This is a genomic window from Elusimicrobiota bacterium (assembly GCA_016182905.1).
Lineage (GTDB): Bacteria > Elusimicrobiota > Elusimicrobia > UBA1565 > UBA9628 > GWA2-66-18.
Genome location: JACPFR010000024.1, coordinates 61,288 through 82,686 on the forward strand (window position 1 = coordinate 61,288; position 21,399 = coordinate 82,686).

Annotated in this window: 31 protein-coding genes and 1 tRNA gene; 18 read left to right on the plus strand and 14 right to left on the minus strand. The window is 66.0% G+C overall.

Annotated elements, in window-relative coordinates:
* Positions 1-7 precede the first annotated feature (7 nt).
* The 5 genes from HYV14_09425 to HYV14_09445 form a co-directional block, all read right to left on the minus strand.
* Positions 8-244 carry a CopG family transcriptional regulator gene (locus HYV14_09425; GenBank protein ID MBI2386219.1) on the minus strand — a complete coding sequence of 79 codons (237 nt, stop codon included), beginning with the start codon at positions 242-244 and terminating at the stop codon, positions 8-10.
* Between the two features lie 324 nt (positions 245-568).
* Positions 569-862, minus strand: a complete 294-nt coding sequence (locus tag HYV14_09430; GenBank protein MBI2386220.1) for a helix-turn-helix domain-containing protein — start codon at positions 860-862, stop codon at positions 569-571.
* Positions 859-1,215: a type II toxin-antitoxin system RelE/ParE family toxin gene (locus tag HYV14_09435; GenBank protein ID MBI2386221.1), complete on the minus strand. Its 357-nt coding sequence runs from the start codon at positions 1,213-1,215 to the stop codon at positions 859-861. Before HYV14_09435 ends, HYV14_09430 begins: the two co-directional genes overlap by 4 nt.
* A 152-nt stretch (positions 1,216-1,367) precedes the next feature.
* The gene (locus tag HYV14_09440; protein MBI2386222.1) at positions 1,368-1,667 is read right to left on the minus strand and encodes a putative addiction module antidote protein; all 300 of its coding nucleotides are present in this window, start codon (positions 1,665-1,667) and stop codon (positions 1,368-1,370) included.
* On the minus strand, positions 1,642-1,998 hold the full coding sequence (locus HYV14_09445) for a type II toxin-antitoxin system RelE/ParE family toxin (protein ID MBI2386223.1): 357 nt from the start codon (positions 1,996-1,998) through the stop codon (positions 1,642-1,644). Before HYV14_09445 ends, HYV14_09440 begins: the two co-directional genes overlap by 26 nt.
* Positions 1,999-2,204: 206 nt before the next feature.
* Between HYV14_09445 and HYV14_09450 the strand changes: the two genes are divergently transcribed.
* The 4 genes from HYV14_09450 (at position 2,205) to HYV14_09465 (ending at position 3,854) form a co-directional block, all read left to right on the plus strand.
* Entirely contained in the window at positions 2,205-2,366 is a 162-nt protein-coding gene (locus tag HYV14_09450; GenBank protein MBI2386224.1) for a hypothetical protein, read from the plus strand.
* Between the two features lie 103 nt (positions 2,367-2,469).
* Positions 2,470-2,676 carry a hypothetical protein gene (locus HYV14_09455; protein MBI2386225.1) on the plus strand — a complete coding sequence of 69 codons (207 nt, stop codon included), beginning with the start codon at positions 2,470-2,472 and terminating at the stop codon, positions 2,674-2,676.
* A 12-nt stretch (positions 2,677-2,688) separates the two neighbouring features.
* Positions 2,689-2,775: transfer RNA gene (locus HYV14_09460), tRNA-Ser, on the plus strand.
* Positions 2,776-2,933: 158 nt separating this feature from the next.
* On the plus strand, positions 2,934-3,854 hold the full coding sequence (locus tag HYV14_09465; GenBank protein ID MBI2386226.1) for an HNH endonuclease: 921 nt from the start codon (positions 2,934-2,936) through the stop codon (positions 3,852-3,854).
* Between the two features lie 34 nt (positions 3,855-3,888).
* Here HYV14_09465 and HYV14_09470 read toward each other — a convergent pair whose 3' ends face one another.
* Positions 3,889-4,356, minus strand: coding sequence for a hypothetical protein (locus tag HYV14_09470; GenBank protein ID MBI2386227.1), 468 nt, complete (start codon positions 4,354-4,356; stop codon positions 3,889-3,891).
* Between the two features lie 122 nt (positions 4,357-4,478).
* On the opposite strand from HYV14_09470, the gene HYV14_09475 reads away from it, so the two are divergent.
* The 3 genes from HYV14_09475 (at position 4,479) to HYV14_09485 (ending at position 7,105) form a co-directional block, all read left to right on the plus strand.
* On the plus strand, positions 4,479-6,317 hold the full coding sequence (locus HYV14_09475) for an NERD domain-containing protein (protein MBI2386228.1): 1,839 nt from the start codon (positions 4,479-4,481) through the stop codon (positions 6,315-6,317).
* A gap of 135 nt (positions 6,318-6,452) precedes the next feature.
* Positions 6,453-6,809 carry a type II toxin-antitoxin system RelE/ParE family toxin gene (locus HYV14_09480; protein ID MBI2386229.1) on the plus strand — a complete coding sequence of 119 codons (357 nt, stop codon included), beginning with the start codon at positions 6,453-6,455 and terminating at the stop codon, positions 6,807-6,809.
* Positions 6,806-7,105, plus strand: a complete 300-nt coding sequence (locus HYV14_09485) for a helix-turn-helix transcriptional regulator (GenBank protein MBI2386230.1) — start codon at positions 6,806-6,808, stop codon at positions 7,103-7,105. The genes HYV14_09480 and HYV14_09485 overlap by 4 nt, the downstream gene beginning before the upstream one ends.
* Here HYV14_09485 and HYV14_09490 read toward each other — a convergent pair.
* Complete coding sequence (locus HYV14_09490) at positions 7,095-8,993, minus strand: DUF2075 domain-containing protein (GenBank protein ID MBI2386231.1); 1,899 nt, start codon at positions 8,991-8,993, stop codon at positions 7,095-7,097. The two genes, HYV14_09485 and HYV14_09490, sit on opposite strands and share 11 nt — an antisense overlap.
* A 142-nt stretch (positions 8,994-9,135) precedes the next feature.
* On the opposite strand from HYV14_09490, the gene HYV14_09495 reads away from it, so the two are divergent.
* Both HYV14_09495 and HYV14_09500 read left to right on the plus strand, forming a co-directional pair.
* Entirely contained in the window at positions 9,136-9,645 is a 510-nt protein-coding gene (locus HYV14_09495) for an ORF6N domain-containing protein (GenBank protein MBI2386232.1), read from the plus strand.
* 31 nt (positions 9,646-9,676) lie between these two features.
* Complete coding sequence (locus HYV14_09500; protein MBI2386233.1) at positions 9,677-10,498, plus strand: hypothetical protein; 822 nt, start codon at positions 9,677-9,679, stop codon at positions 10,496-10,498.
* Positions 10,499-10,586: 88 nt separating this feature from the next.
* Here HYV14_09500 and HYV14_09505 read toward each other — a convergent pair whose 3' ends face one another.
* Positions 10,587-10,745, minus strand: a complete 159-nt coding sequence (locus HYV14_09505) for an Arc family DNA-binding protein (protein MBI2386234.1) — start codon at positions 10,743-10,745, stop codon at positions 10,587-10,589.
* Positions 10,746-10,846: 101 nt separating this feature from the next.
* Between HYV14_09505 and HYV14_09510 the strand changes: the two genes are divergently transcribed.
* Entirely contained in the window at positions 10,847-11,221 is a 375-nt protein-coding gene (locus HYV14_09510; GenBank protein MBI2386235.1) for an ORF6N domain-containing protein, read from the plus strand.
* Positions 11,133-12,023: a DUF1016 family protein gene (locus HYV14_09515; protein MBI2386236.1), complete on the plus strand. Its 891-nt coding sequence runs from the start codon at positions 11,133-11,135 to the stop codon at positions 12,021-12,023. The genes HYV14_09510 and HYV14_09515 overlap by 89 nt, the downstream gene beginning before the upstream one ends.
* Here HYV14_09515 and HYV14_09520 read toward each other — a convergent pair.
* Entirely contained in the window at positions 12,020-13,078 is a 1,059-nt protein-coding gene (locus HYV14_09520; protein MBI2386237.1) for an alkene reductase, read from the minus strand. The genes HYV14_09515 and HYV14_09520 overlap by 4 nt on opposite strands.
* A 130-nt stretch (positions 13,079-13,208) precedes the next feature.
* On the opposite strand from HYV14_09520, the gene HYV14_09525 reads away from it, so the two are divergent.
* The 3 genes from HYV14_09525 to HYV14_09535 are packed head-to-tail and all read left to right on the plus strand — an operon-like array spanning position 13,209 to position 15,372.
* A complete protein-coding gene (locus tag HYV14_09525; GenBank protein MBI2386238.1) occupies positions 13,209-13,574 on the plus strand; it encodes a hypothetical protein in 366 nt (121 codons plus the stop codon).
* Between the two features lie 3 nt (positions 13,575-13,577).
* A complete protein-coding gene (locus HYV14_09530; protein ID MBI2386239.1) occupies positions 13,578-14,735 on the plus strand; it encodes a hypothetical protein in 1,158 nt (385 codons plus the stop codon).
* 43 nt (positions 14,736-14,778) lie between these two features.
* Entirely contained in the window at positions 14,779-15,372 is a 594-nt protein-coding gene (locus HYV14_09535; protein MBI2386240.1) for a DUF4329 domain-containing protein, read from the plus strand.
* A 7-nt stretch (positions 15,373-15,379) separates the two neighbouring features.
* Here HYV14_09535 and HYV14_09540 read toward each other — a convergent pair whose 3' ends face one another.
* Both HYV14_09540 and HYV14_09545 read right to left on the minus strand, forming a co-directional pair.
* The gene (locus HYV14_09540) at positions 15,380-17,170 is read right to left on the minus strand and encodes a hypothetical protein (GenBank protein MBI2386241.1); all 1,791 of its coding nucleotides are present in this window, start codon (positions 17,168-17,170) and stop codon (positions 15,380-15,382) included.
* Between the two features lie 31 nt (positions 17,171-17,201).
* A complete protein-coding gene (locus HYV14_09545) occupies positions 17,202-18,242 on the minus strand; it encodes a hypothetical protein (GenBank protein ID MBI2386242.1) in 1,041 nt (346 codons plus the stop codon).
* A 126-nt stretch (positions 18,243-18,368) separates the two neighbouring features.
* Between HYV14_09545 and HYV14_09550 the strand changes: the two genes are divergently transcribed.
* Both HYV14_09550 and HYV14_09555 read left to right on the plus strand, forming a co-directional pair.
* The gene (locus HYV14_09550) at positions 18,369-18,557 is read left to right on the plus strand and encodes a type II toxin-antitoxin system VapB family antitoxin (protein MBI2386243.1); all 189 of its coding nucleotides are present in this window, start codon (positions 18,369-18,371) and stop codon (positions 18,555-18,557) included.
* Positions 18,557-18,913, plus strand: coding sequence for a type II toxin-antitoxin system VapC family toxin (locus tag HYV14_09555; GenBank protein MBI2386244.1), 357 nt, complete (start codon positions 18,557-18,559; stop codon positions 18,911-18,913). The genes HYV14_09550 and HYV14_09555 overlap by 1 nt, the downstream gene beginning before the upstream one ends.
* On the opposite strand, the gene HYV14_09560 is transcribed toward HYV14_09555, so the two are convergent.
* The gene (locus HYV14_09560; GenBank protein ID MBI2386245.1) at positions 18,910-19,311 is read right to left on the minus strand and encodes a DUF3293 domain-containing protein; all 402 of its coding nucleotides are present in this window, start codon (positions 19,309-19,311) and stop codon (positions 18,910-18,912) included. The two genes, HYV14_09555 and HYV14_09560, sit on opposite strands and share 4 nt — an antisense overlap.
* A gap of 4 nt (positions 19,312-19,315) precedes the next feature.
* The gene (locus HYV14_09565; protein ID MBI2386246.1) at positions 19,316-19,603 is read right to left on the minus strand and encodes a hypothetical protein; all 288 of its coding nucleotides are present in this window, start codon (positions 19,601-19,603) and stop codon (positions 19,316-19,318) included.
* Positions 19,604-19,697: 94 nt separating this feature from the next.
* On the opposite strand from HYV14_09565, the gene HYV14_09570 reads away from it, so the two are divergent.
* Together HYV14_09570 and HYV14_09575 are read left to right on the plus strand one after the other, a co-directional pair.
* Positions 19,698-19,955, plus strand: coding sequence for a DUF4404 family protein (locus tag HYV14_09570; protein ID MBI2386247.1), 258 nt, complete (start codon positions 19,698-19,700; stop codon positions 19,953-19,955).
* A gap of 189 nt (positions 19,956-20,144) precedes the next feature.
* Positions 20,145-20,939: a tetratricopeptide repeat protein gene (locus tag HYV14_09575; GenBank protein ID MBI2386248.1), complete on the plus strand. Its 795-nt coding sequence runs from the start codon at positions 20,145-20,147 to the stop codon at positions 20,937-20,939.
* Positions 20,940-21,046: 107 nt separating this feature from the next.
* Here HYV14_09575 and HYV14_09580 read toward each other — a convergent pair whose 3' ends face one another.
* Entirely contained in the window at positions 21,047-21,391 is a 345-nt protein-coding gene (locus tag HYV14_09580; GenBank protein MBI2386249.1) for a nucleotide pyrophosphohydrolase, read from the minus strand.
* Positions 21,392-21,399 lie beyond the last annotated feature (8 nt).

Consider the following 21,399-nt stretch of genomic DNA (forward strand, 5'->3'; position numbering starts at 1 on the left):
CCGACGGCTATCGCGTGATGCGGCGTTGAGGGTCGAGGCGCTCCCGCAGCCACATCTTGATGATCGCCTGACGGGAGACGTTGAGCTTGTGCGCCTCCTCGTCGAGCTTTTTGACCATCCACTCCGGGAAATCGACGTTGACGCGCTGGATCTTGGGCCGGACGACGATCATTTTCTCGAAATCGAGATAGGGGGTGATGTCTTTGCCCTCGTCGGCCAGCCGGTCGAACTCCTCGGCCGTGATCGTTTTAGGAGTCGTCTTTCTTTTGGTTTTGGTCTTCATACTCGGGGACGGATCTGGCCGGAAGGACGATGTGAAACTCCGCCCAGAGCGCCTGGGCGTCCTCGAAGTCGATCCCATGCCGCTCCCAATTGAGCCGGCTTTTCTTGGGGTCGAACTCGAATCGCACCGGCCTCTTAAAGTATAACAGTTATACCTCCAGGTCTCCAGGGGACCGTTCGTTCCTCATCCCTTCATGCGATCGACCCCCCGAAAAAGTTGCATCGCCTCGACGAGGGGTAGGGGGGTGGAAGGCGGAGTAACCGCGACGGTTATCGCGAGATCGATCTACTTCGCGGGCACGAACGCCAGGCGCGCGCCCAGGGCCTGCGCCGCGCGCAGATAGGCGCTCAGCAAATGATCCGAACCCGTCTTCTCCAAGCGAGACACATGCGTTTGTTTGAGCCCCATCTCGTCGGCCAGCTCCGCCTGCGTTAGCCCCTTCAATCGCCGCAGTAAAGCCAGCTGGACCGGCAGCGGCCGGCGCGAGAGCTCCGCGAAGTACTCCTCGGCGTACGCCGGGTCGTTCCCGATCGCGCGCCGTATGTCTCCCGTCAACCCCGCCTGGGCGGCCTTTTTCATCGCACCCCTCCCAAAACCAGCCTCATGCGCCGATACGCCTTCTCGAGCTCCCTGCGCGGCGCGGCCTCCGATTTCTTCTCATAGGCGGACAGCAGCCAGAGTTCGCCTCCTCGGACACAGAAGAAAATCCGGTACGCGGTCTTGTCGCAACGCCGCTTGAGCTCCAGCAGCGGTTCCCAGCCCTTCAATCCGCGCACCGTCACATTCAGGGTCTCCGGCCAGAATTCCTCGAGCGTCTGAAGATCGAGGTCGAGCCTGACGGCCGCTTTCAGCGTCCGCGCGTCCCGCCGCAGCGCCTGCAGATAATCCCGGACTTCTCCCGTCTCTCCCTGCGGATAGTGACATATGCGCAATAGAATTAGACCTCCAATAGTATATACCCAGGAATGTCTTTATTCCAGGGGGGAAGCTTCTCGCCGGGCGGCCCTCCACCCTTCATACGATCGACCCCCCGAAAAAGTTGCATGCGCCCGGGCGGGCGCTTAGGCGGGAGACGGGGTGGCGGTCAACGCGCGCCCGGCCGGACTCCGACGGACAGCCTCAACCCGGCCGCCTGGAGAAGGTGGAGCACGCTTTGCAGATGCGGATTGCCCCGATGGGACAGCATCTTGTACAAGCTCACGCGGTTGAGCTTGGCCCGCCGGGAGATCGCGGCCATGCCCTGCGCCTCCGCGACGTCGCGCAGCGCCAGCAGAAAAGTATCCAGATCGTTCTCTCCGATCGCCGCGTTGATGTACTCGGCGGCTTCGGAGGGATCTCTGAGCGCTTTGCGCAGGCTGTCACGATAATTTTTCGCGGGCCGCATGGTGACGCCTCCGGTAATCGGCCCAATAGTCGCGGGCCGCTTTGATGTCCTTCGTCTGAGTGCTTTTGTCGCCGCCGCAGAGCAGAATGACGATCTCCGCTCCCTCCTCGCCGAAATACACGCGATAACCGGGCCCGAAATCGATCTTCAGTTCGAAGACGCCTCCGCCCACCGGCTCGCATCTCCCCAAATTCCCCGCGCGAACCCGGGCGATCCGCGCTCGGATCTTCGCGCGGCCCGTGCGATCCCGCATCGACTCCAGCCACTCTTCGAACGGGCAGCGCCCGGACGGGAAACGATAGAGATACGCCTCTTTCGGGGTGACGTGCATTTCACCCTAGGATAGTGTAGTCCACGGACTACATATAGTCAAGAGCCTGCGGGATAAGGTCATACTCATCATACGATCGACCCCCCGAAAAAGTTCCACGAGCCTGCCCGGGCGGCGGCGGGAAAAAGTTCAAGAAGTCGTTTCACGGACCGCATGGGAAGCTTCGGTCCCCGGGGCTACACTCCTATCGAGGGAGGTGCATTCCCATGCGAAAACCGAACAAGCCGAAGCGGGGCGAGGACGTGTCGGCGCGCAAGGAGCCGGAGCGGCCGGCGCCCGAGCCGGCTCCGGACGAGGAGACCCTCGACGAGGAGCTCGACGGCGCCGGCCTCGGGAAGCGGCCGCCGGACCACGAGGACGAGCTGTAGAGGGGCTTCCTTATCGTTCCAGAGCGCCTAAGGATTTGTATTCTAGTCGGGTGAACCCCTCGCGCCCGGCTCGTCCTCTTGCCGCCCCGCCCGGGGCGGCCGCGTGATGGAACTCTCCGAGATCCGCGTCGGCGACGTCATTTGGAACGTCGATACCGGGCATACCGGGCGCGTGTCCTCGGTCGCGGGCACGAAGATGGTGCTGCTGGACCCGACGGGCGAGGAGACGCCGTTCTATTTCGTGGCCGGGCTCTGGGAGAAGCTGCACGATCAGGCGGCGGCGGAGTTCATCGCGCTGCTGCAGAAGTAGGGACCGATTTAGGGAGAGGTGGCCGAGCGGTTTAAGGCACCAGTCTTGAAAACTGGCGACGTGTAACAGCGTCCGTGGGTTCGAATCCCACCCTCTCCGAAGATTTGACTCGCCCCGTTCCGCCGCTAAATTCTTCCGAAAACCAGCGCCTCGAAGTCGTTCAGGAGCATGAAATCGAAAGTGTACTGTGGAGGTGGTCGCATTGGGCGACCGCCTATTTGGTATGAATGCTCTCCATGTCGCCTGAACCTGGGGCTTTGAATGACCCCGAACAACTGGACTTCCTTGTCCGCACGGCCGCCTTTGAATTCCTGACCCAGCAGAAGCAACTATTCGGCGAGGTCGTTCCTCGCAGGGTGCTGGAAAAAGGCTTCGTCTTCGCGGAGCGGCGCGTGCCCCTTGTAGGTCCGCAGGGAATCTTTAAACCTGCTATTCTGCCCGAGATCCCGATCAGCATCACGACCGTTCCTGTCGTCGAGGGCTCCCCCCGGCCGTATAACGACGAAGTGAGCTTAGATGGCCTCCTGCTCTATCGCTATCGCGGTCAAGACCCCCAACACCCGGAAAATCGCGGGTTGCGCAAGGCCATGGAGCAGAAGATCCCGCTCGTTTATCTCTACGGGGTCGTGCCCGGTCAGTATATGCCGGTCTGGCCTATCTATATTGTCGGCGATAATCCTCGGGCGTTGACCTTCACCGTCGCAATGGACGATGCAAAGTTGCCTGCCATGCACTCTCAGGTGGTCGATGATCCGATCAACGCTCGTCGTCTGTACATCACTGTTACGACCCGCCAGCGCCTACATCAGCGAAGTTTCCGCGAGCGAGTGCTGAAGGCTTACCACGAGCAATGCGCAATCTGCCGTCTTCGCCATGAGCAGCTTCTCGAGGCGGCGCACATCCTGCCCGACAATCATCCGCAAGGCGAGCCCACCACCTCTAACGGTATCGCTCTCTGCAAGATCCATCACGCGGCATACGACTGCCACATCTTGGGCATTCGTCCCGATCTGGTGGTGGAACTGCGTACGGACATACTGAAGGAGATCGACGGCCCGATGCTCAAGTACGGGCTGCAGGAGTTCCACGGCACGAGCCTCAGTATTCCGCGGAAAACGGAGTTGCGGCCCAATCCGAAGTTCCTCGAAGAGCGCTACGCGATATTTAGGGCGGCTTAGATCCTTCCGGGATTCAAATTAGCGCGCGGAATATTTAGCGCAGGTTGATTTGGTACTGAGTGCGCTTTACTTTGATGAGGCCTTGGAGGTCACCGTAGGAGATGAGCTTGTGGGAACGGGTTTCGGCGTGGAGGCAGACGAAGCAGAACCGATAGGATTCCCCCAACCTTTCAGCCAGCTTGAACTCGTTTTCGGTCGCGCCGAAGAAGAAGCCGCCGGGATTCTGGGGCAGCCGTTTTTGCGTCGTCTTAAGCTCGATGAGAATGATGGTGGCCGGATCGATGATGAGTTCCGTCGCCCCGTCCCGCTTTCGTCCGGGAATCCAGACCAGGTCGAATGCGCGCCTGAATTGGTTGTCCAAACCGAGCGCGACGAGAATCGCTTTTCGGCCGGCGCTGTCGGGGACAAACCACTCGGGCTCCATTTCCAGCAGGTGAGCCAGACCGGCTTTTTCGGTGATGTTGTTGCTGAGGGTGATCTTAAACGAGTGTTCGCGGGCCACGGCTGAGTGTAGCCTAGGGGGGCGTGTAGATCAAGATCTGATTTCCTTGAGGTGCGGATCAGCCTGGTGTAGATGAGACTGGCGCCGTTCCCCGCCTTCTGTTAGGCTCTGGCCGTGGCCCTATGGCGAAGCTAATACCAGCTATCGGCGCATGCGGCCCCCGCATGCAGGCGGGAGAACGGCGCCTCGCCCAGCGCCTGGAAGACAAGCTCGAAGACGATTACCTGTGCTGGTATGACGTTTCCATAGGCCATCGCACCCTCCACCCGGATTTCGTCATCTTCCATCCCGGCCGCGGCCTTTTGGTCCTCGAGGTGAAGGACTGGAAGATTTCCACGATCCAGAGCATCGACAAGAGTAATGTCGTCATCTGCCCCTCCGGGACCGTCAAGCAAGTCCCCAATCCGATCGAGCAAGCTCGTCAGTACATGTTTGCCGTCACCAATCGGATGGAGCAGGACCCGCAATTGGTATTGCGCGACGGACCGCACCGGGGGAAGCCTCTTTTTCCCTATGGCCATGGCGTCGTCTTGACGAGCATCACCCGGAAGCAGTTCGAAGATAACCGGCTCGGTGAGGCGATCCCCTCCCACTTGGTCATCTGCCAGGACGAGATGACGGAGACGGTCGATCCCGAGGCCTTCCAGAAGCGCCTGTGGGACATGTTCCCGGTCCGGTTCGCTATCAAGCTGTCTTTGCCTCAGATCGACCGGATCCGCTGGCACATGTTCCCGGAGATCCGGATTCCCGCCCAAACGGATCTGTTCGAGGATTTCTCGCGGAAGGTCGTGGAGATGCCGGACCTTATCCGGGTCATGGACCTTCAGCAGGAACAGCTGGCGCGTAGCCTCGGTGAAGGTCACCGGGTCATCCACGGCGTCGCCGGCTCGGGGAAGACCTTGATCTTGGGCTTCCGCGCCGAGCACCTGGCCAAGGCGTGCTCGCGGCCGATCCTTGTGCTCTGCTACAACAAGGCGTTGGCGGCCAAGCTCGGCGGCATGATGGCCGCCCGGGGGCTGCAGGAGAAGGTCACCGTCGTGAGCTTCCACGCCTGGTGCCGGCGGCAGCTGCAGACCTATAACGCGGGCCTGCCCCCGCCGAACGCCGACATGGACGCCTTTTTTGCGGCGATGGTGGATAGAGTGATTCATTCCGTCGGAAAAAACCTGATCCCCGCCGCGCAGTACGACGCGGTGCTCATCGACGAGGGTCATGACTTCAAGCCGGAGTGGTTCAAGCTCGTCGTCCAGATGATCCACCCGAACAGCAACTCCCTGCTTGTTCTCTACGATGACGCCCAGTCGATCTACGGCGGCAAGAAGAAGCTTCGGTTCTCATTCTCCAGCGTCGGCGTCCAAGCGAAGGGACGCACGACGATCCTGAAGCTGAATTACCGGAACACGCGGGAGATTCTCGCGGTCGCGCGGGCCTTCGCGGACGAGCTTCTGTCTCCCAAAGACGAGGAGGAGGAGTTCGCCCCGACCGTCCAGCCGATGAGCGCCGGCCGGCGCGGCCCCAAGCCGCTTCTCATCGAGTTCCCGACCCTTCAGGCCGAAGCCGACTACTTCGCCGGCCTCCTTTTTGAGGCCAATAAGGACGGCACCCCGTGGAGCGACATGGCCGTGATCTGCCGCCACCGGGGCATCGGCGCGGAGGTAAGTCGGGCGTTCTCCCGGAAGGGGGTCCCGTTCCAGATGCCGGATGCGACGCATGCCTTCGTGCCGGGCCAGGACGGCGTGGCGGTCGTGACCATGCACGCCAGCAAAGGCCTCGAGTTCCCGCTGGTGTGCATCCCCGGCGTCGGCGCGCCTTTCGCGCACAGCGAGGAGCCGAGCGACGAGGCAAAGCTGCTGTATGTCGCCATGACGCGGGCGACCCATGAGCTCGTGATGACGCACGGCGCGGAGTCCCCGTTCGTGAGCAAGATGCGGGCCGCGATGAAGTCTCTCGACGCGCTTTAGCTCCGCGCCCTCCCGACAAACGAGGTTCCCGCTCCCGGCGCATGCAACTTTTTCGGGGGGTCAATCGTATGGTAAGTGAGGCCGCGGGGCGGGCCTTGAATATACAGCGTATACGCTGTATACTAGGAGGGCCGCATGGGGTATCGGTTGGAGTTTTACCGCACGACGCGAGGAGACGAGCCCGCGTTGGACTACATCCGGGCGCAGGTTAAGGCGCATAAGGCGAAGATCGGGTTCGCGTTGGAGTGCCTGAAGGAGTTGGGGCATTGGGCGCGCAGGCCGATGGTCGATTACCTTGGAAACGATATATACGAGCTGCGGGTGCCGGCTGAGGGACATCAACACCGGGTCCTGTATTTCTTTCATGAAAGGACCATTATCGTCGTCACGAGCGCGTTTTTGAAGAACGAGGACAAGGTGCCGCCTGAGGAATTGACGCGCGCCCGTCGCCGAAGAGCGGAGTGGATCCAAAGACGCACAGAGGGGATATGAAGAAACGCGTGAAACGAGGAACGACGCTGGAAGAGTTTCTGGCCGTGGAGATGAAGGATCCGGAGTTCCGGCAGCTTTACGCCGACGCCGAGATCGAGATGAAGGTCGCGTTCGAGATCACGAAGGCACGGGAGGCCGCGAAGATGACGCAGGGGGAGCTCGCGCGGCGCATCAAGTCGAAGCAGCAGACGGTCTCGCGCATCGAGCAGGGAGGGCAGAACCTGACGCTGGTGACGCTTGACCGGATCGCGCGGGCGTTGAAGGGCAGCCTCCAGATACGGATCGTTACGCCTTGAGAGCCGAAGCCAGACGCGTGTTGAGGTAGTCCCTCAGCGCGGCGTCCTTGCACCAGACAAAGCACCCCCTGCGCCCCCGCGACAGCAGCACCCGATAAGTCCCCTTGATGATCTCATCCACCTTGGCCATGATCGCCTTCTGCGCCGCGGGATCGTCCTTCGCGGCCTTGAACTCGCCCTTCCACCCGTGCAGGCTCTTGTCCGTCCTGGCGCGCTTCGCCGGATCGCTGCGCACGGCGCCGTCCTTATAATACAGGTCGTCGCCGATGAGCACCCCCATCCAATCGAACTCGAGCCCTTGGCTCGTATGAATGCACCCCACCTGCTCGATGCCGTCCTTGGACGCGGCCCAGCTCTCGCCCGAGTAATTCCACGGCAAGGACAGTCCGTCCGCCTGCACATGCTTCACCGCGCCGCCTCGCTCGCGCCCCTTCGTCGGCCACTCCCAGGAGTAGCCCGCGATCAGCCGGGCCTTGTTGTCGGAGTTCTTGGCCTTCAAGGCCGCGTATAAGTCCTCGGCCCGGTCGAAGACCCTGAAGTCGTACTGGCCGTCGCCCCAGTTCTCGAAGTTGCCGGTGGGCCGGATCTGAAGGACGTCGTCGAGCCAGTTGAGATAGCCCGTCGAGCCGTTGCAGCGGAACTGCGCCGCGAGCTTCAAAGGAGGATGGAAGACCGCGCCGAACTCCCGCGCGGCGGCCTTGATCGCGGCCACCGAGCCGGAGTCGTTCCAGGTCACGCGCTGGGACTCGTCGATGAAGAAGACCGAGATGCGCGAGCCGCGCACCATGTCGGAGACCATGCTCTTGCCCTTGTACTGATAGGCCTTGTCCCGCAGGCGGTGGGCCTCGTCAACGACCAGTATCTCGTTGCGAGCGTCTTTTCCCCAGTCCGACTGATGGAAGGACCATGACGACTTGAAGAGCGCGTCGCCGTCTTCGCGATAGCCCCGGTCGCCGCGCGCGAGGCTCTCGACCAAGGCGTTGCGAAAGGCCATGTTGGGCGCTACGAAGAACGCCATGCGCTTTTTCTTGAGCGTCTCGGCCAGCAAGCGCACCGCGATGACGGACTTCCCCGTGCCGGGGCCGCCCTCGACCACGAAGACATGGCGCTTGAAACGGTCCTCTTCATCGAGGACCTGGTGGCGGATGATGCGGAAGGCCTCGTCCTGCTCGTCGATGAGAGTGAACTCCTCGTTGCCCTCGAGCATGCTGCCCACCCGGCTGATGAGCTCGTCCGCCGGCCGCCATTTCCCGTGCTCGAGGAGGAAGAGGATGTCGTTCTTCGCCTTGCGGGGCACCAGCCGCTCGAGGTAGGCCTTGAGCGGGGCCGCGTCGTTGGCGAGGAACAGCCGGGACTCGGAGAGGAGGTCTTGATAGCGGGCGTCCTCGAGCGGCTCGGGATCGCGCCGGTAGAGGTTGAAGAGGTAGGCGGACGGGTGCAGCTGAACGCCTTTCTCGAGGATGTCCTGGTTGAAGCGCAGGATCATGCCCTTGTATTGGCGCGCCTGCAGATTCGGGTGCTGCTTGACCGTGCCGCCGCCGATGGGGGAGACGACCATGTTCTCGATGGGAGTGGCGGAGGCCGTGTCCCAGGCCTTGAGCTCGATGATGAGGGCGTTGTCGTTCTGGCCGTCGCCGCCGGCCAGGAGGACGTCGATGCGGGAGCGGCCGACCGGGGAGCAGTGGTACTCGATGGCGACCGTGATGTCGTCGGCCACGGCCGCCTGGCTCAGGACGGTGGAGAAGCGGGCGTAGTCGTTGGCCCAGCCGCGGCTGTCGGCGGGCAAGGAGCCGGTCTTTTTGAGGAACGCGTCCTCGATGCGCGCCGCGAAATAGTTGTTGGCGATGTCGTCGACGAAGCCGGCCTTGGTGTCCTGGTAGATGATCACGAGGGACATCGTACCAATCGCGGGGCCGAAGTCTTATTAAACGTTAAGGCCTTATCGTTTAATAACGGATTTCGCTATTAAAGTTTCGATTATCATCGCGATTGGCATGCAACTTTTTCGGGGGGTCAGTCGTATGATTAGTATGGAAATCACCAAGATCGGGATGTTGATCTATGTCGTGCGCGGACAGCGGGTCATGATGGACCGCGATCTGGCGGCTCTGTACGGCGTTAAGACCGGAGCTTTGAACCAGGCCGTGAGCCGCAATATGGAGCGCTTTCCGGAACACTTCATGTTTCAGCTGACGGCTAAGGAGACGGAAAATTGGATATCACAAATTGTGATATCCAATTCGGGCCTTAAAATGGGCCAACGCAAGCGTCCGTATGCGTTCACCGAGCAAGGAGTCTCGTCGCTGTCAGCCGTGCTGAGGAGCAAACGCGCGATCCGAGTCTACATCGAGATCATAGACGCCTTCGTGAGCATGAGGCGCGTGCTCGGGAACAATAAGAAGCTCGCCCAACGCATGGAAAAGGCGGAGGAGCAGTTGAGCCGCCATGAGGGGGAGATCAACACGCTGTTCGAGGATATCGAGGCGCTCTCGAATCCGTCGACGGGGCCGAAGCGCAGCATCGGCTTCTCGGGGGCTTGATTAAACGATGCCGCGGCCCTATCCTTACGCCATGACCCCTCGCCTGCGGCTCGTAGCACTCCTGTGCCTCGCGGCCGTCTCCGCGCGCGCCTTGGACTGCTCGACGGTCAAGCCCGGCGCCAGGGACTTCTCCCTGGAAGAGCTCGCCTGCCTGAAGACGGGCCCCGCCGCCGGCGACGCGGCGGCCATGTTCCAGGCCCTGTCCTCGGTCCAGTGGCCTCCCGGCCTGACCCGGAGCCTGACCCAGGCCGGCCTGCGCGTGCGCTTCGCCGCCCCGAACGCGCGCGCCCAGACGGAGCAGAGCGGCGTCTACGACTGGCAGGACAAGACGATCTACCTGTGGGACCGCCCCCGGGCCGCGGTGGTCGTCCACGAGCTCGGCCACGCGATCGACGACCTGCTGCGGCCCGACGAGCTCGGCTCCGACCCGTGCCGGGTCATGACCTCGAACACCGACGAGGAGTTCACGGGGCTCTGGAAGGCGTACCTGCGCCGCGTCAACGCACACATGGGCATCAAGGTCGACGACGACGGCGGGCGCCTCCTGCCGATCAGCGAGGGCTCGGCCCGGGCGTTCCTGGGGAGCTTCTCGGGCAGCGCGTCGGGCTGGTTCACCGACCTGCCCCTGTTCGACGACCCCAAGAACCCCATCACCGGACCCCGCGGCTATCTCGCCATCCAGGAATACTGGGCCGAGACCGTCCAGCGCCGCGTCACCTCGAGCGCGTGGCTGAAGGCGAGAGACGAGAAGGCCTTTGCTTATATCGAGCGGAAGCTCGCCCAGGCCGAGAAGGGCCCGCTTGAGACGGTGAAGCTCCCCGTCGACGCGAGCCGCTGCAAGAACGTCCGCTAGCGTCGCGGCGGAAGGCCGGGCGGGTCCTCCGCTTCGGCGGCATGCAACTATTTCGGAGGCTCGATCGTATGGTAAGTGGGAGCCCGGGCTACTTGTTCGTCTTGCCGAGGGCCGCTTCGAGCAGGACGACGATCTCGCTGCTGATCGAGCGGCGTTCGGCGTCCGCCCGCTTGGCGAGCTTCTCGTAAAGATCCTTCGGTATCGAGGCCGAAGTCCGAACGAGATTGCCGGTCGATTTTTGACGCATGATGCTCCTATTGACAAATACGTCTTAGTGATGTATAATGATGCACAACAGCGCGGCGCGGTCCGTTCCTAGCGATTCATTTTAGCTTAGGAGGTGGGATCATGGGGAAATCCTATGCGGCCGGAACGCTGGAGTCTTTGATGCGCCCCGCCCGGGGGCGCCGGGTGCTGCTGGATCGCGACGCGGCGGAATACTTCCAAGTCCGCTTGAGCACGCTCAGCGCGACCGTCGAGAGGCGGCGCGATCGGTTCCCGGGGGACTTCTTGCTCGCATTCCGGGGCTGCGAGGCCGCCGGCATCGAGCGGCGATACGGGGTGTCGAGACCCCGGAAGTTCGTCCGGGCGTTCACCGAAGTCGGGATCGAGGCGTTGGCGGGATCGTTGAAGTCTGAGCGGGCGATCGCGCATAGCCTTGAGACCATCCGCCGCTTCTTCGCCGATCGCGAGCGGCTGCGGTCGCGGGGAGGAAAGTCATGAACCCCGCGAGCTACGCGAAGCTTCTGGAAACGATCAAGGCTCGCATCCATTCGGCTCGGGTGCGAAGAAGTCAATTTTGCAGACAGTGTCTGCAAAATTGAGCTGGTCCCACAATACGGCTCTCATCGACAAGATCAAGAACGAAACGATCAGGGACTGGTATGCCCGCCAAGCTCTCGAGAACGGTTGGAGCTTGAATGTGCTGCTGTTCCATATCGCCGCGGATCTATTTGGACGGCAAGGAAAGGCGGTCAACAATTTTTCCCGAACGCTGCCTGAGGAGGGGTCTGATCTGGCGCGGGCCATACTGAAGGATCCCTATGATCTGGAGTTCCTCGGACTCGACGGTGACGCGGACGAGCGCGTAACCGAGAAAGGTCTTATCGATCGTCTTCAGCGCTTCCTGCTCGAATTGGGCATCGGATTCGCTTTCGTGGGCCGGCAAGTGCGTCTGGACGTCGGCGGAGAAGACTTTTTCTTGGACCTGCTTTTTTACCACTGTCGCCTGCGCTGTTATGTCGTGTTAGAGCTGAAAGCCGGGAAATTCAAGCCTGAGCACGCGGGAAAGATGAGCTTCTATCTGGCGGCCGTCGATGATAAACTGCGCCACCCGGAAGACCGCCCGAGTATCGGGATCATTCTGTGCCGCTCGAAGAGCAGCGTCCTGGTCGAATATTCCCTGCGCGCGACGGGCAAGCCGATCGGAGTCGCGTCCTACACGCTGGCTAAGAAGCTGCCGCAAAGCCTCGAAGGCGAGCTGCCGGCCCCCGAAGACCTGGAAAAAGCTTTGCGCGCGGACTAAGCGACGGCCAAGGCGGGGTAGTCGGTGTAGCCCTTGGGGCCCTCGGCGTAGAAGGTGGACATGTCCCAGGCGTTGAGCGGCGCGTCCGCGGCCAGGCGGGCGGGCAGGTCGGGGTTGGCGATGAAGAGCTTGCCGAAGGCGACGGCGTCGGCCTCTCCGGCGTCGATCAGGCGCGAGGCGGCCGGCTTGTCGAGGCCCTCGTTGGCGATGTAGACACCGCCGAATTCTCTCTTGAGCGCGGGCCCCAGTCGCGGTGCGGCCTGGGATTCGCGGGCGCACAGGAAGGCGAGCTTGCGCTTTCCCAGCTCGCGGGCGACATAGCCGAAGGTCGCGGCGGGGTCCGCGTCGCCCATGTCGTGGCCGTCGCGGCGCGGGGCCAGGTGCATGCCCACGCGGCCGGGGCCCCAGACCGAGGCGCAGGCGTCGGCGACCTCGAGCATCAGGCGGGCGCGGTTGGCGATGGTGCCGCCGTAATCGTCGGCGCGCAGGTTCGAGCCGGACTGGAGAAATTGGTCCAGCAGATACCCGTTCGCGCCGTGGATCTCGACGCCGTCGAAGCCCGCGGCCTGGGCGTTCTCGGCGCCGCGGCGGAAATCGGCGACGACGCCGGCCACCTCGCCGGTGCGCAGGGCGCGGGGGACGGGGTAGGCGCGGCGGGGGCGCAGGAGGCTCACCGCGCCGCGGGCGGCGACGGCGCTCGGAGCGACGGGCGCCTGGCCGTTTAGGAAGGACGGGTCCGAGATCCGGCCGACATGCCAGAGCTGAAGGAAGATGCGCCCGCCGGCGGCGTGGACGGCGGAGGTCGTGAGCTTCCAGCCTTCGACCTGCTCCGCGGACCAGATGCCGGGTGTGTCAGGATAGCCGATGCCTTGGGCGGAGACGACGGTCGCCTCGGTGATGATGAGGCCGGCGGAGGCGCGCTGGGCGTAGTACTCGGCCATGAGGGCGTTGGGGACGCGCTCGCGGCCGGAGCGGCAGCGGGTCAGCGGTGCCATGATCACGCGGTTGGGAAGGGAGAGCTCGCCTAAGCGCAGAGTGGAGAAGAGGGATGACATGAGGGGATTATAGCGCCTGGCTTGACACAGCCGCTACGTTTCGCCCCTGGCGCGAAACCCGCGCGCGCTATATACTCCTGGTCCCGGCGCCCACAACCGGCGCCGGATCCCCCAGCTGTTCGGAGGCCTCATGGCTGACCCGAGACTGGATGTGGTCGTGGTGCCGAGGAAGGGCGGTTTCCAATGGCCCGGACGCGAGACGCTCGACGAGCGCACGCGCATCCTCTTCGAGTCGCGCACGCTCAAGGAGCTCGCCTACGCGACCGGCACGATCGACGCCGAGAACCTGGAGTCGGTGCTGGGGTTCTGGGAGTACCTGCAGGCGGACTGGCGCTGGCTGCACGACGCCGAGTTCCGCGCGCAGAACCCGGAGTATTTTTCCTGGCACAACGCCAGCCTGCGCGAGGGCGGGCACTACCTGCGCGAGACGCATTGGAAAGGCGGCATCCCCGAGACCGAGAGCGTCTCCGAGTACCTCGACTCGCTGGCCAACTAGAGCGTGAATATCCTGGGCGGCAAGGTCAGCGTGCGGACCGAGCCGTTCTTCTGGCTGATGGCGGGCCTGTTCGGCCTGTCCTTCGGCCGGGGCCGGACGGAGGACGTCGTCCTCTGGGGCGGGGTGATCGCCTTCTCGGTGCTGCTTCACGAGCTCGGCCACGCGGCCGCGTGCCTGGCGTTCGGCTCGGGGGCGGACATCACCCTTCACGGGTTCGGAGGCTCGACCCGGCCGCGCGATCCGTCGCGGTTCGGGACCTGGAGGACGGCCGCGCTGGACCTGGCCGGGTGCGCGGCGGGATTCGGGGTCGCCGCCGCGGCGTTCGGCGTCTTGTTCGCCGGCGCCGTCTACAAGGGAATGATCCCGCCGACGGCGCTCTCGGTCGCGCGGGCGCTCGTGATGGTCAACGTCTGGTTCTCGCTGTTCAACCTGCTGCCCGTCTCGCCGATGGACGGCGGGAAGCTCGTCTCCGGCTTGCTGAGCGCGCGCTGGGGCGTCAATGGACGGCGCGCCGCGCATGGGCTCGGCCTGGCGCTCGGGGCCGCGGCGGCGTTCTGGTTCTACCGAGGAGGGGCGCTGTACGGGGCGCTGCTGTGCGGGGCCATGGCGGCGGGGGAGGGGCGGGCGCTGAAGCGCTCTCTGTCGATGACGGCGGCCGACTCCGACGCGACGTTGACCGCGGAGCTGCCGCGGGGCATGGAGCTGTGGGAGAACGGACGGCAAGAGGAGGCGATCGCGGCGTTGACCGCTTTGCGGGAGAAAGCCAAGGCCGGCCTGACCTATGAGGCGGCGACGCTCCAGCTCGCGTTCTACCTGTATCTGAAGGAGCGCGTCCCGGAGGCCTACGCGATGTTCAAGGCGGCCGGCGAAAGCGACATGACGCCGGGGGCCAAGCGCGCGTACGCGGACGCCGCGCGGCGAAGCGGGGATTTCGCCGCGGCCCTGCGCCTGGGGCGGACGAATTTCCACGACGAGCCGGGGCCGGACACCGCGCTCGAGGCGGCGCTGGCGGCCGCGGGGCTCGGCGACGCGAGGGAGACGGCGTCATGGCTCAAGACCGGGGTGCGCCTGGGCCTCGACCGCGCGGAGCTGCGCGCCAAGGAGTTCGACGGCGTGCGCGGCTCGGCGGAGTTCCGCGAGCTGATCGACGGCCCGCGCTGAAGCGCGCTTGACAGGACGCGGAGCCGGGCTTATCCTAAAGGTCATGGCGGTCCTCTCCCCCCTCATCGCCTTCCTGGTCGCGCTCGCGCCTCGCGCCGCCGCCATGCCCTCGTCCTACCCGTCCCTGGACGAGGCGGCGGTCGCCTTCGTCGACCTCGTGAGGAGCTATCCCGAGCAGAGGAAGGAGTACTGCGCCTGGCTGATAAAGGAGGCCGACGGCCGCGTGCGCTTCGGGACGATCAACGAGGGGGACATGAACACGTGCCCGAGCTCGCGGCCCAAGCCGGCGGGGACCGTCGGCTCGGTGCACACGCACCCGATCTGGGGGCCGGGCGCCAAGGACGTCGCCGCCGCGGGGCAGGTGTTCTCCGAGGGGGATTTCGGCCACGCCGAGCACGCCGACGTGAGCGTGCCGGCCTACCTGGGCGCGCCGGCGGGGCACGTCCTGAGGTACGACCCCGGCGGGAGCCTGTGCTGGGGCCGCAGCTTCATCATGCGCAAGTTCAAGATCGTACGCGACCTGAACCCCACCGTGCGCGGGCGCCTGCCCGTCAACCCCGACGAGAAGAAGTCCTTGTTCGACGTCGGGGGCCGCATGGTCCCCAAGCCGGCCTACTGCAAGGAAGCCTCGCGCTAGCGGAGGTTCAAGGCCGGACGGTGCCGTTCATCGGGTTGGCGGTGAACTTCTCGCCGTCGGGGGCGCGCAGTATGGTCCAGTTGCCGTAGGAGGCGAGGCCGAACCGGCTCTGTTCCGGCCCGCTCGGGCCGCGCGTGCCGACGACGAACTTCTGGCGCACGAGGACCTCGCCGAAAGCCGCCTCGACGGCGTAGGGGGCGATCTCGTCCTTGATGGTCGCCACGCCGACGAGGTACTTGCCGTCCTTGAGGACGACGGAGCCGCGGCGGTAGGGGTTGACGCGCACGAAGAAGGTCTCCGGGCCCTCGTAGAGCATGAGGATGTGGTGGGCCGTGCCGTTCTCGACCAAGGCGACGCTGCGGCCGGCCAGGCCGGAGGTCCCGACGGCCTCGGGCGGCGCGCCGCGGCCGGCGGCGGCGCGCGCGAGCTCGGCGCCTCGGGCCGCGGCCTCGCGGCGCGCGGCGCGGGCCTCGGGGTCGTCGGGGAAGGCGTCGGCGAGCAGGGACAGAGCGAAGACCCGTTTATTGAGGGACTCCTTTTCGGCGTCCGCGGCCATGGCGGCCAGGCCCGTCTTGAACTCGGCGTAGAACGGGTCTTCGAGGGGCGGGGTGCCGACCTCGGCGATCAGGAAGGCGGAGAGGTCGACGAGGCGGTCGAAGGACTTGGCGTCGCGGGCCTTGCGCCAGACCTCGACCATGGCCTCGAGCGCGCGCTGGCGGCGGTCCTCGTCCTTGCCGTCGCGCAACAGCGGGCGCAGCTCGGCGAAGGCGGCTTCGGGGCTGGTGTCGAGCAGCTTGAGCGTGGCCGACAGGCGGGCGTCGAGGGATTTCCTGGAGAGGCGGGCGACGGCGGCTTCGTCCGGGGGCCGGCGCTCGCGGCTGGCGGCCTCGGTGAGGCGGCGCTGGGCCTCGTCGTACAGCGGGCCGCACAGCCCGGGCTCGGCGTCGAGCAGCTCGTCGGCGCGCGCCTCGATGATGGCGGCCGCGAGGCTCAGCGCCTCGGTCCGGCGCGGGCCGCTGACGCGCAGGTAGAGGTCGACGGAGGGCGGCGGGCCGTCGGGCCGGGGACGGGCGAGCGCGGGGTCGGCGGCGAGGCCCATGACCGCGTCGTCGAACAGGGACTGGGCCAGGGCCCGGGTCCGGTCGCCGCGGGCCATGAGGACCGCGCGCAAGAGCACGGCGGCCGAGGCGGGGGCGTGGTCCTTCAGCGCGGCCTGCGCCAGGGTCAGGAGCTCGGCCGGCTCGGCGGCGGCCACGAGGTCGCGCGGCAGGTCCGAGTCGAGGGGCTCCCAGGCGCTCATGGCCGCGAGCGCGGCGGACGCGGCGGCGTCGTTCTTGGCGGCGCGGGCCGCGCGCCACTTCTCGAACTGGCGGGCGCGCCACTCCTTGAGGGCGTGGCGGGGGTTGATCTCGTCGTTGGCGGTGTCGACGATCATCGCCGCGGCGAGGAGGTCGGCGGAGGCGTCGTCGTTCTCCTTGAGGGCGCGCAGCAGCCAGCTCGCGCGGTCGTCCTGGATCAGGCGCCGCCGGCTGGGCGCGTCGGCGCTGCGGGAGACGATCTCCGTCCACAGCGAGGCCTGCCGCGGCCAGTCCTTGGCGGCGCCCGCCGCGCGGTGGACGGCGACGAGGGCGGCGACGGGGTCGACGGGCGCGGGCGGCGGGGCGGCTTCGCGCGCGGCCTCGGCCGGTCCGCCCGCGGCCGGGGCCGTCAGGCGCGCGAAGGCCCACCAGCCGCCGCAGCCGAGGACGCAGAGAACGAGCGCGATCTTCAGCCGTTTTTTGGCTTCGTCGAAATCCACGGTCGAAGTTTAGCCCTGCGGGGAAATCGCGTCAAGGCTTGCGGCGCATGCGGCTCAACTGCTGGCCGATGTTGCCGCCGACGCGGGAGCGCCAGTCGGTGAGCGGCTTGCCCTTGTCCTGGGCGCGCTCCGGGACGACGCGGTAGATGAAGTGGTGGGTGACCTCGCCCAAGGCGACGAGGGCGGGAAGGCCCATCACGCCGAGCACGGCGGGGTTGTTGCCGATGATCTGGAACCAGGCGGCGACCAGGGCGAGCGCCGCGACGGGATAGACGACGGCGACCGCGCGCCAGGCCTTCTCGAAGGCGGATCTGGCGGCGGGGCCGAGCCTCGGGTAGGCATAGTAGCGGCCGGCCCAGAAGCCGGAGACGAGCGCGAAGTGGAACGGCACGAGGAGGAGCGGCGCGGCGAGGACGGCGAACGTCGCGGGGCTCGGCGCGCTGACCAAGGTCTGCGTCCACGCCCACAGGGCCCCGCTCAAGGCCGCCATGCCGCCGCCGAGGACGGCGGAATTCTGGAAGGCGCGCTTGACGCCCTCGGGCATGCGTCGGGACGGGCGCGGCGCGGACGGGGTCAGGGCCGGGCCGCGCGAGACGCCCGGCGCGGCGGACACCGAGGCCGCGTCCGCCGTTTTGGCGGCGCCGCCGTCGAACAAAGCGGAGATCTCGCGCGAGGCGCCGGCGGAGGCCGGCTCGGCCGCGGTCAAGGCGGCGCCGGTCCGGCGCAGGGCGTCGACCGTCTTCACCGGCGCGGCGGGCGCGGGGGGCGCGGGGAGGGCGGCGGCGCTCAGCGCCGGACGAAGGGCCGCGGCCGCGGGCGCCAGCGCCGACGGGACGAGCGGAGCCGGGGCCTGAAGCGCCGGGGCCAGGGGCGCGGCGAGCGCGGGGGCCAGGCCCGGAGCGGTCAGGCCGGAGACGGGCGTCAGTTGGAGAGTGACCGCGGGAGACGAGCCCGTCTTGAACGTCGTCGCCTCGCCGGGCAAGGCGACCTCGACGGCGCGGCCGACGCCCGCGCGCACGGGCGCCGCCGCGCCCAGCAGGGCGGCGAGCAAGAGGGGCCTGAGGAGGCTCACACCGGAAGGATAGGGCCGGGGCGCGGGAAATTCAAGGGTGGGGAGGACGGAACTTTTCGGGGGCCTCGATCGTATGATGAAGGGGGGCACTTGACGGATGCATATTCGGGAGGCATACTTATGCATATGAGAACGACCTTGATCATTCGGGACGACCTGATGGCCCGGGCGGCCAAGCTGGCGGGGCTGACGGAGAAGACGGCGCTGGTGCACGCCGGCTTGGAGGCCCTCATCGAGAAGAAATCGCGCGAGCGGCTGGCGGCCCTCGGGGGCTCGGAGCCGGATCTCAAGGCGCCCCCGCGCCGGCGGGGCTGATGCTGCTCGTCGATACCTCGGTGTGGGTGGACCATCTCCGGCGCGGCGACGCGGAGCTGGCCCGGCGGCTCGAGGAGGGCGTGGTGCTGACCCACCGCCTGGTGGTCGAGGAGCTGGCGTGCGGCTCGATGGCCCGCCGCGGGGAGATCCTGAGCCTGCTGGGGACCTTGCCCCGCGCCGGCGAGGCGGAGCACGCCGAGTTCCTGTATTTCGTCGAGAAGCACGGCCTGCACGGGACCGGGCTCGGAGCGGTGGACGCCCGCCTGCTCGCCGCGGCGAAGCTGTCTCGCGCGCGGCTGTGGACGAAGGATGCGGCGTTGGCCCGGGCGGCGGCGAAGCTCGGCTTGGGGCTCTAGCGCCAGCGCGCTCGGCGCGCGCGCCAGGAGCCGGCGGGCATGAGCGGACCGCCGGCGGAGGAGCCGAGGTAGATGCGGCCGCCCGAGACCCAGTAGAAGGCGTTCTGGTCGAACTCGGCCGCCAGCTCGCGCGCGGTCGCGGGCGAGGCGACGATCAGCCCCCAGCCGGCCTCGCGGTGCGTTCCGTCCTCGCTGCCGCCGGTGACGCGGAAGTGTCGGATCTTCAGCGCGTCGAGCCGCCGGCGCAGGGCCGCGTCGAGCTTCCTGTTCGCGGCCGGGGAGAAGCGATGTCCCATCGGGTCGTGCGCGGTGACGACGGCGAAGCGCGCGGGGAGCTTGCCGCGGAGGGCGGAGCGGAACCAGGCGGCGAAGTAGGGAGCTGGGAGGCGCGAGGCCACGGGATCAGATCTGCTGCGGCGGCGTCGTCGGTGGCGTCGCCGCGGGGCCGCTGCAGACGCTGATGTGGGTGAGCAGGCTCGTGACCTTCTCGCCGCAGCGCTTGCAGCAGCCGGGCTTGTTGATGCGGCCGAGCCCGCCCTTGCCCGCGGCCTTGTTCTTGTGGCTGTAGCGGTTGATGATATCCTTGACGCCGTCGGCGCGCTCCTTCCTGTCGCGCAGCACTGGGCACTCCGGCTTGTGGTCGGAGAGCTTGACGACGTTCACCGCGTTGCAGCGGAAGCAGATCTTCACCGCGTCCATTGTAGAACATCATGATTCGGCTTCGCTGATCAATAACGACCCGCGCGGCCTTGACGCACCGCGCCGATAGAGTTATATAGGGAGCATGATCGAAGAAACCGTCGCGAAGATCGAGGCCGCCATCAAGGAAGCCCGGGGCGCCGACCCCAAGAACAAGGCCGAGCTCATCGCCTTGCTCGAGAAGCTCAAGGCCGAGGTTCAGCGCGACATGCGCTCCAAGGACATGATCGACAAGGCCGAGGAGGCCGTCAAGGACGCGACCCTCGAGTTCGACGTCACTCACCCCAAGCTGGCCGCCGTCATCGGGGAGATCAGCTCGATGCTCGCCAAGATCGGCATCTAGCGGCTTGGGCCTTGACGGCCCAAGACCCCCCTGTTACACTGAGATTGTCGGACGGTGATGTTCGACGGCCCTGAATACGGGACCCAAAGCGTTCGGACCCTGGTCTTTCTTGAGAAAGCGGATCGGGGTCGCTTCTTTATACGAGAAGCGGCTCCGAGGCCTCCAAGCCGGAAACGACGAGGAGGGTTTATGTCCATCCAATCGAGCGGTGAGTACCAAGACCGAGGACTCGAGTTGCTCTTGGCGGACGATGCGGAAGAAGCGCTTTCGGTCTTCGAGGAAGGCATCCGGAAGTTCCCCGGCGACGCGGAGCTGAACCTGGGGCGGGCCCTGGCGCTCAACCGCCTGGGAGAGTACGTCCGGGCGGGCGAGATCCTCGAAGCCCTGCGCGTGACGTCGAATCAGGTCGAGGACGTGCTGACGGGTCTCGTCGAGGCCTACCTGGGACGCGGCATGGTCCTGCAGGCCAAGACCGTGGCGAAGGACCTGGCCGACGGCCCGGCCAAGCGCGATGCCGAGACCCTGTGCCGGCTGGGCAGGCTTTTCTACATGAAGAAGCGCTACCGCGACGCGCTTCCGTACTACGAGCGGGGCGCGGAGCTCTCGCCGAAGTGGGGCGAGGCGTGGTTCGGGCTGGGAGCGTGCCAGTGGGCGCTGTCGCATCCGGCGGGAGCGGAGGCCGCGCTGCGCCGCGCCGTCGAGCTCGAGCCGGAAGACTGGCAGGCCCGTCAGTTCCTGGGCTGCGTGCTGCACGACTTGGGACGCAAGAAGGACGCGCGCGAGATGCTGGAAGCGGTGCCGTTGGACGTCTCGTGGCAGAGGCCGGCCCTGGAGAGGATGGTCGCGATGGCCTGGTGGCCCCAGGACGCGGAGAAGCGCAAGCAGATGGAGTCGCTGTGGAAGAGCGTGATGGGCGGCGCCCCTGGGCGTGGGGCAATGGACGTGCTTGAGGAAGTCAGCCGCAAGATGGAGTTCAAGCCGTAGACCGTCGCCGTTCGCACAGCCGAGCGGGGGCCGCCGGGACTCTTCCGGCGGCCCTTCTCGTTCCCAGGGATGGTGTCAGTCCTCCCGATATTTTCAGAATTCTCGGCTTAGCGCTTCTTATGGATGCGGCCGCGGTTGAGGTGGGCGGGATACTTGATCGCGTTCTTCTTCATCTTCGCCAGCGCCGCCTCGGTGAGGTCGATGCCGAAATGGTCGCCGATCTTCTTGAGATAGACGTAGGTGTCGGCGAGCTCCTCGGCGAGATGGGCGCGCTGCGCGGGCGTGAGCTTCCTGGACTGGGCGGGCGTCAGCCACTGGAATATCTCGACGATCTCGGCGGCTTCCTTGACCATCGCCATCGCGAGGTTCTTCGGGCCGTGGTATTTGCCCCATTTGCGCTCGCGGGCGAAGCGGGTGATGGTCTCGTCGAGCTCGGCGCGGCGGTCTTTCATGGCTCCAT

Bases quoted from the DNA above. Each gene is read 5' to 3' on its own strand.
- HYV14_09475 (MBI2386228.1), top strand. From the start codon at position 4,479: ATGGCGAAGCTAATACCAGCTATCGGCGCATGCGGCCCCCGCATGCAG.
- HYV14_09445 (MBI2386223.1), bottom strand. From the start codon at position 1,998: ATGCACGTCACCCCGAAAGAGGCGTATCTCTATCGTTTCCCGTCCGGG.
- HYV14_09580 (MBI2386249.1), bottom strand. From the start codon at position 21,391: ATGAAAGACCGCCGCGCCGAGCTCGACGAGACCATCACCCGCTTCGCC.
- HYV14_09535 (MBI2386240.1), top strand. From the start codon at position 14,779: ATGGCGGTCCTCTCCCCCCTCATCGCCTTCCTGGTCGCGCTCGCGCCT.
- HYV14_09525 (MBI2386238.1), top strand. From the start codon at position 13,209: ATGGCTGACCCGAGACTGGATGTGGTCGTGGTGCCGAGGAAGGGCGGT.
- HYV14_09570 (MBI2386247.1), top strand. From the start codon at position 19,698: ATGATCGAAGAAACCGTCGCGAAGATCGAGGCCGCCATCAAGGAAGCC.
- HYV14_09555 (MBI2386244.1), top strand. From the start codon at position 18,557: ATGCTGCTCGTCGATACCTCGGTGTGGGTGGACCATCTCCGGCGCGGC.
- HYV14_09550 (MBI2386243.1), top strand. From the start codon at position 18,369: ATGAGAACGACCTTGATCATTCGGGACGACCTGATGGCCCGGGCGGCC.
- HYV14_09510 (MBI2386235.1), top strand. From the start codon at position 10,847: ATGGGGAAATCCTATGCGGCCGGAACGCTGGAGTCTTTGATGCGCCCC.
- HYV14_09480 (MBI2386229.1), top strand. From the start codon at position 6,453: ATGGGGTATCGGTTGGAGTTTTACCGCACGACGCGAGGAGACGAGCCC.
- HYV14_09440 (MBI2386222.1), bottom strand. From the start codon at position 1,667: ATGCGGCCCGCGAAAAATTATCGTGACAGCCTGCGCAAAGCGCTCAGA.
- HYV14_09485 (MBI2386230.1), top strand. From the start codon at position 6,806: ATGAAGAAACGCGTGAAACGAGGAACGACGCTGGAAGAGTTTCTGGCC.
- HYV14_09505 (MBI2386234.1), bottom strand. From the start codon at position 10,745: ATGCGTCAAAAATCGACCGGCAATCTCGTTCGGACTTCGGCCTCGATA.
- HYV14_09500 (MBI2386233.1), top strand. From the start codon at position 9,677: ATGACCCCTCGCCTGCGGCTCGTAGCACTCCTGTGCCTCGCGGCCGTC.
- HYV14_09575 (MBI2386248.1), top strand. From the start codon at position 20,145: ATGTCCATCCAATCGAGCGGTGAGTACCAAGACCGAGGACTCGAGTTG.
- HYV14_09450 (MBI2386224.1), top strand. From the start codon at position 2,205: ATGCGAAAACCGAACAAGCCGAAGCGGGGCGAGGACGTGTCGGCGCGC.
- HYV14_09520 (MBI2386237.1), bottom strand. From the start codon at position 13,078: ATGTCATCCCTCTTCTCCACTCTGCGCTTAGGCGAGCTCTCCCTTCCC.
- HYV14_09495 (MBI2386232.1), top strand. From the start codon at position 9,136: ATGGAAATCACCAAGATCGGGATGTTGATCTATGTCGTGCGCGGACAG.
- HYV14_09430 (MBI2386220.1), bottom strand. From the start codon at position 862: ATGAAAAAGGCCGCCCAGGCGGGGTTGACGGGAGACATACGGCGCGCG.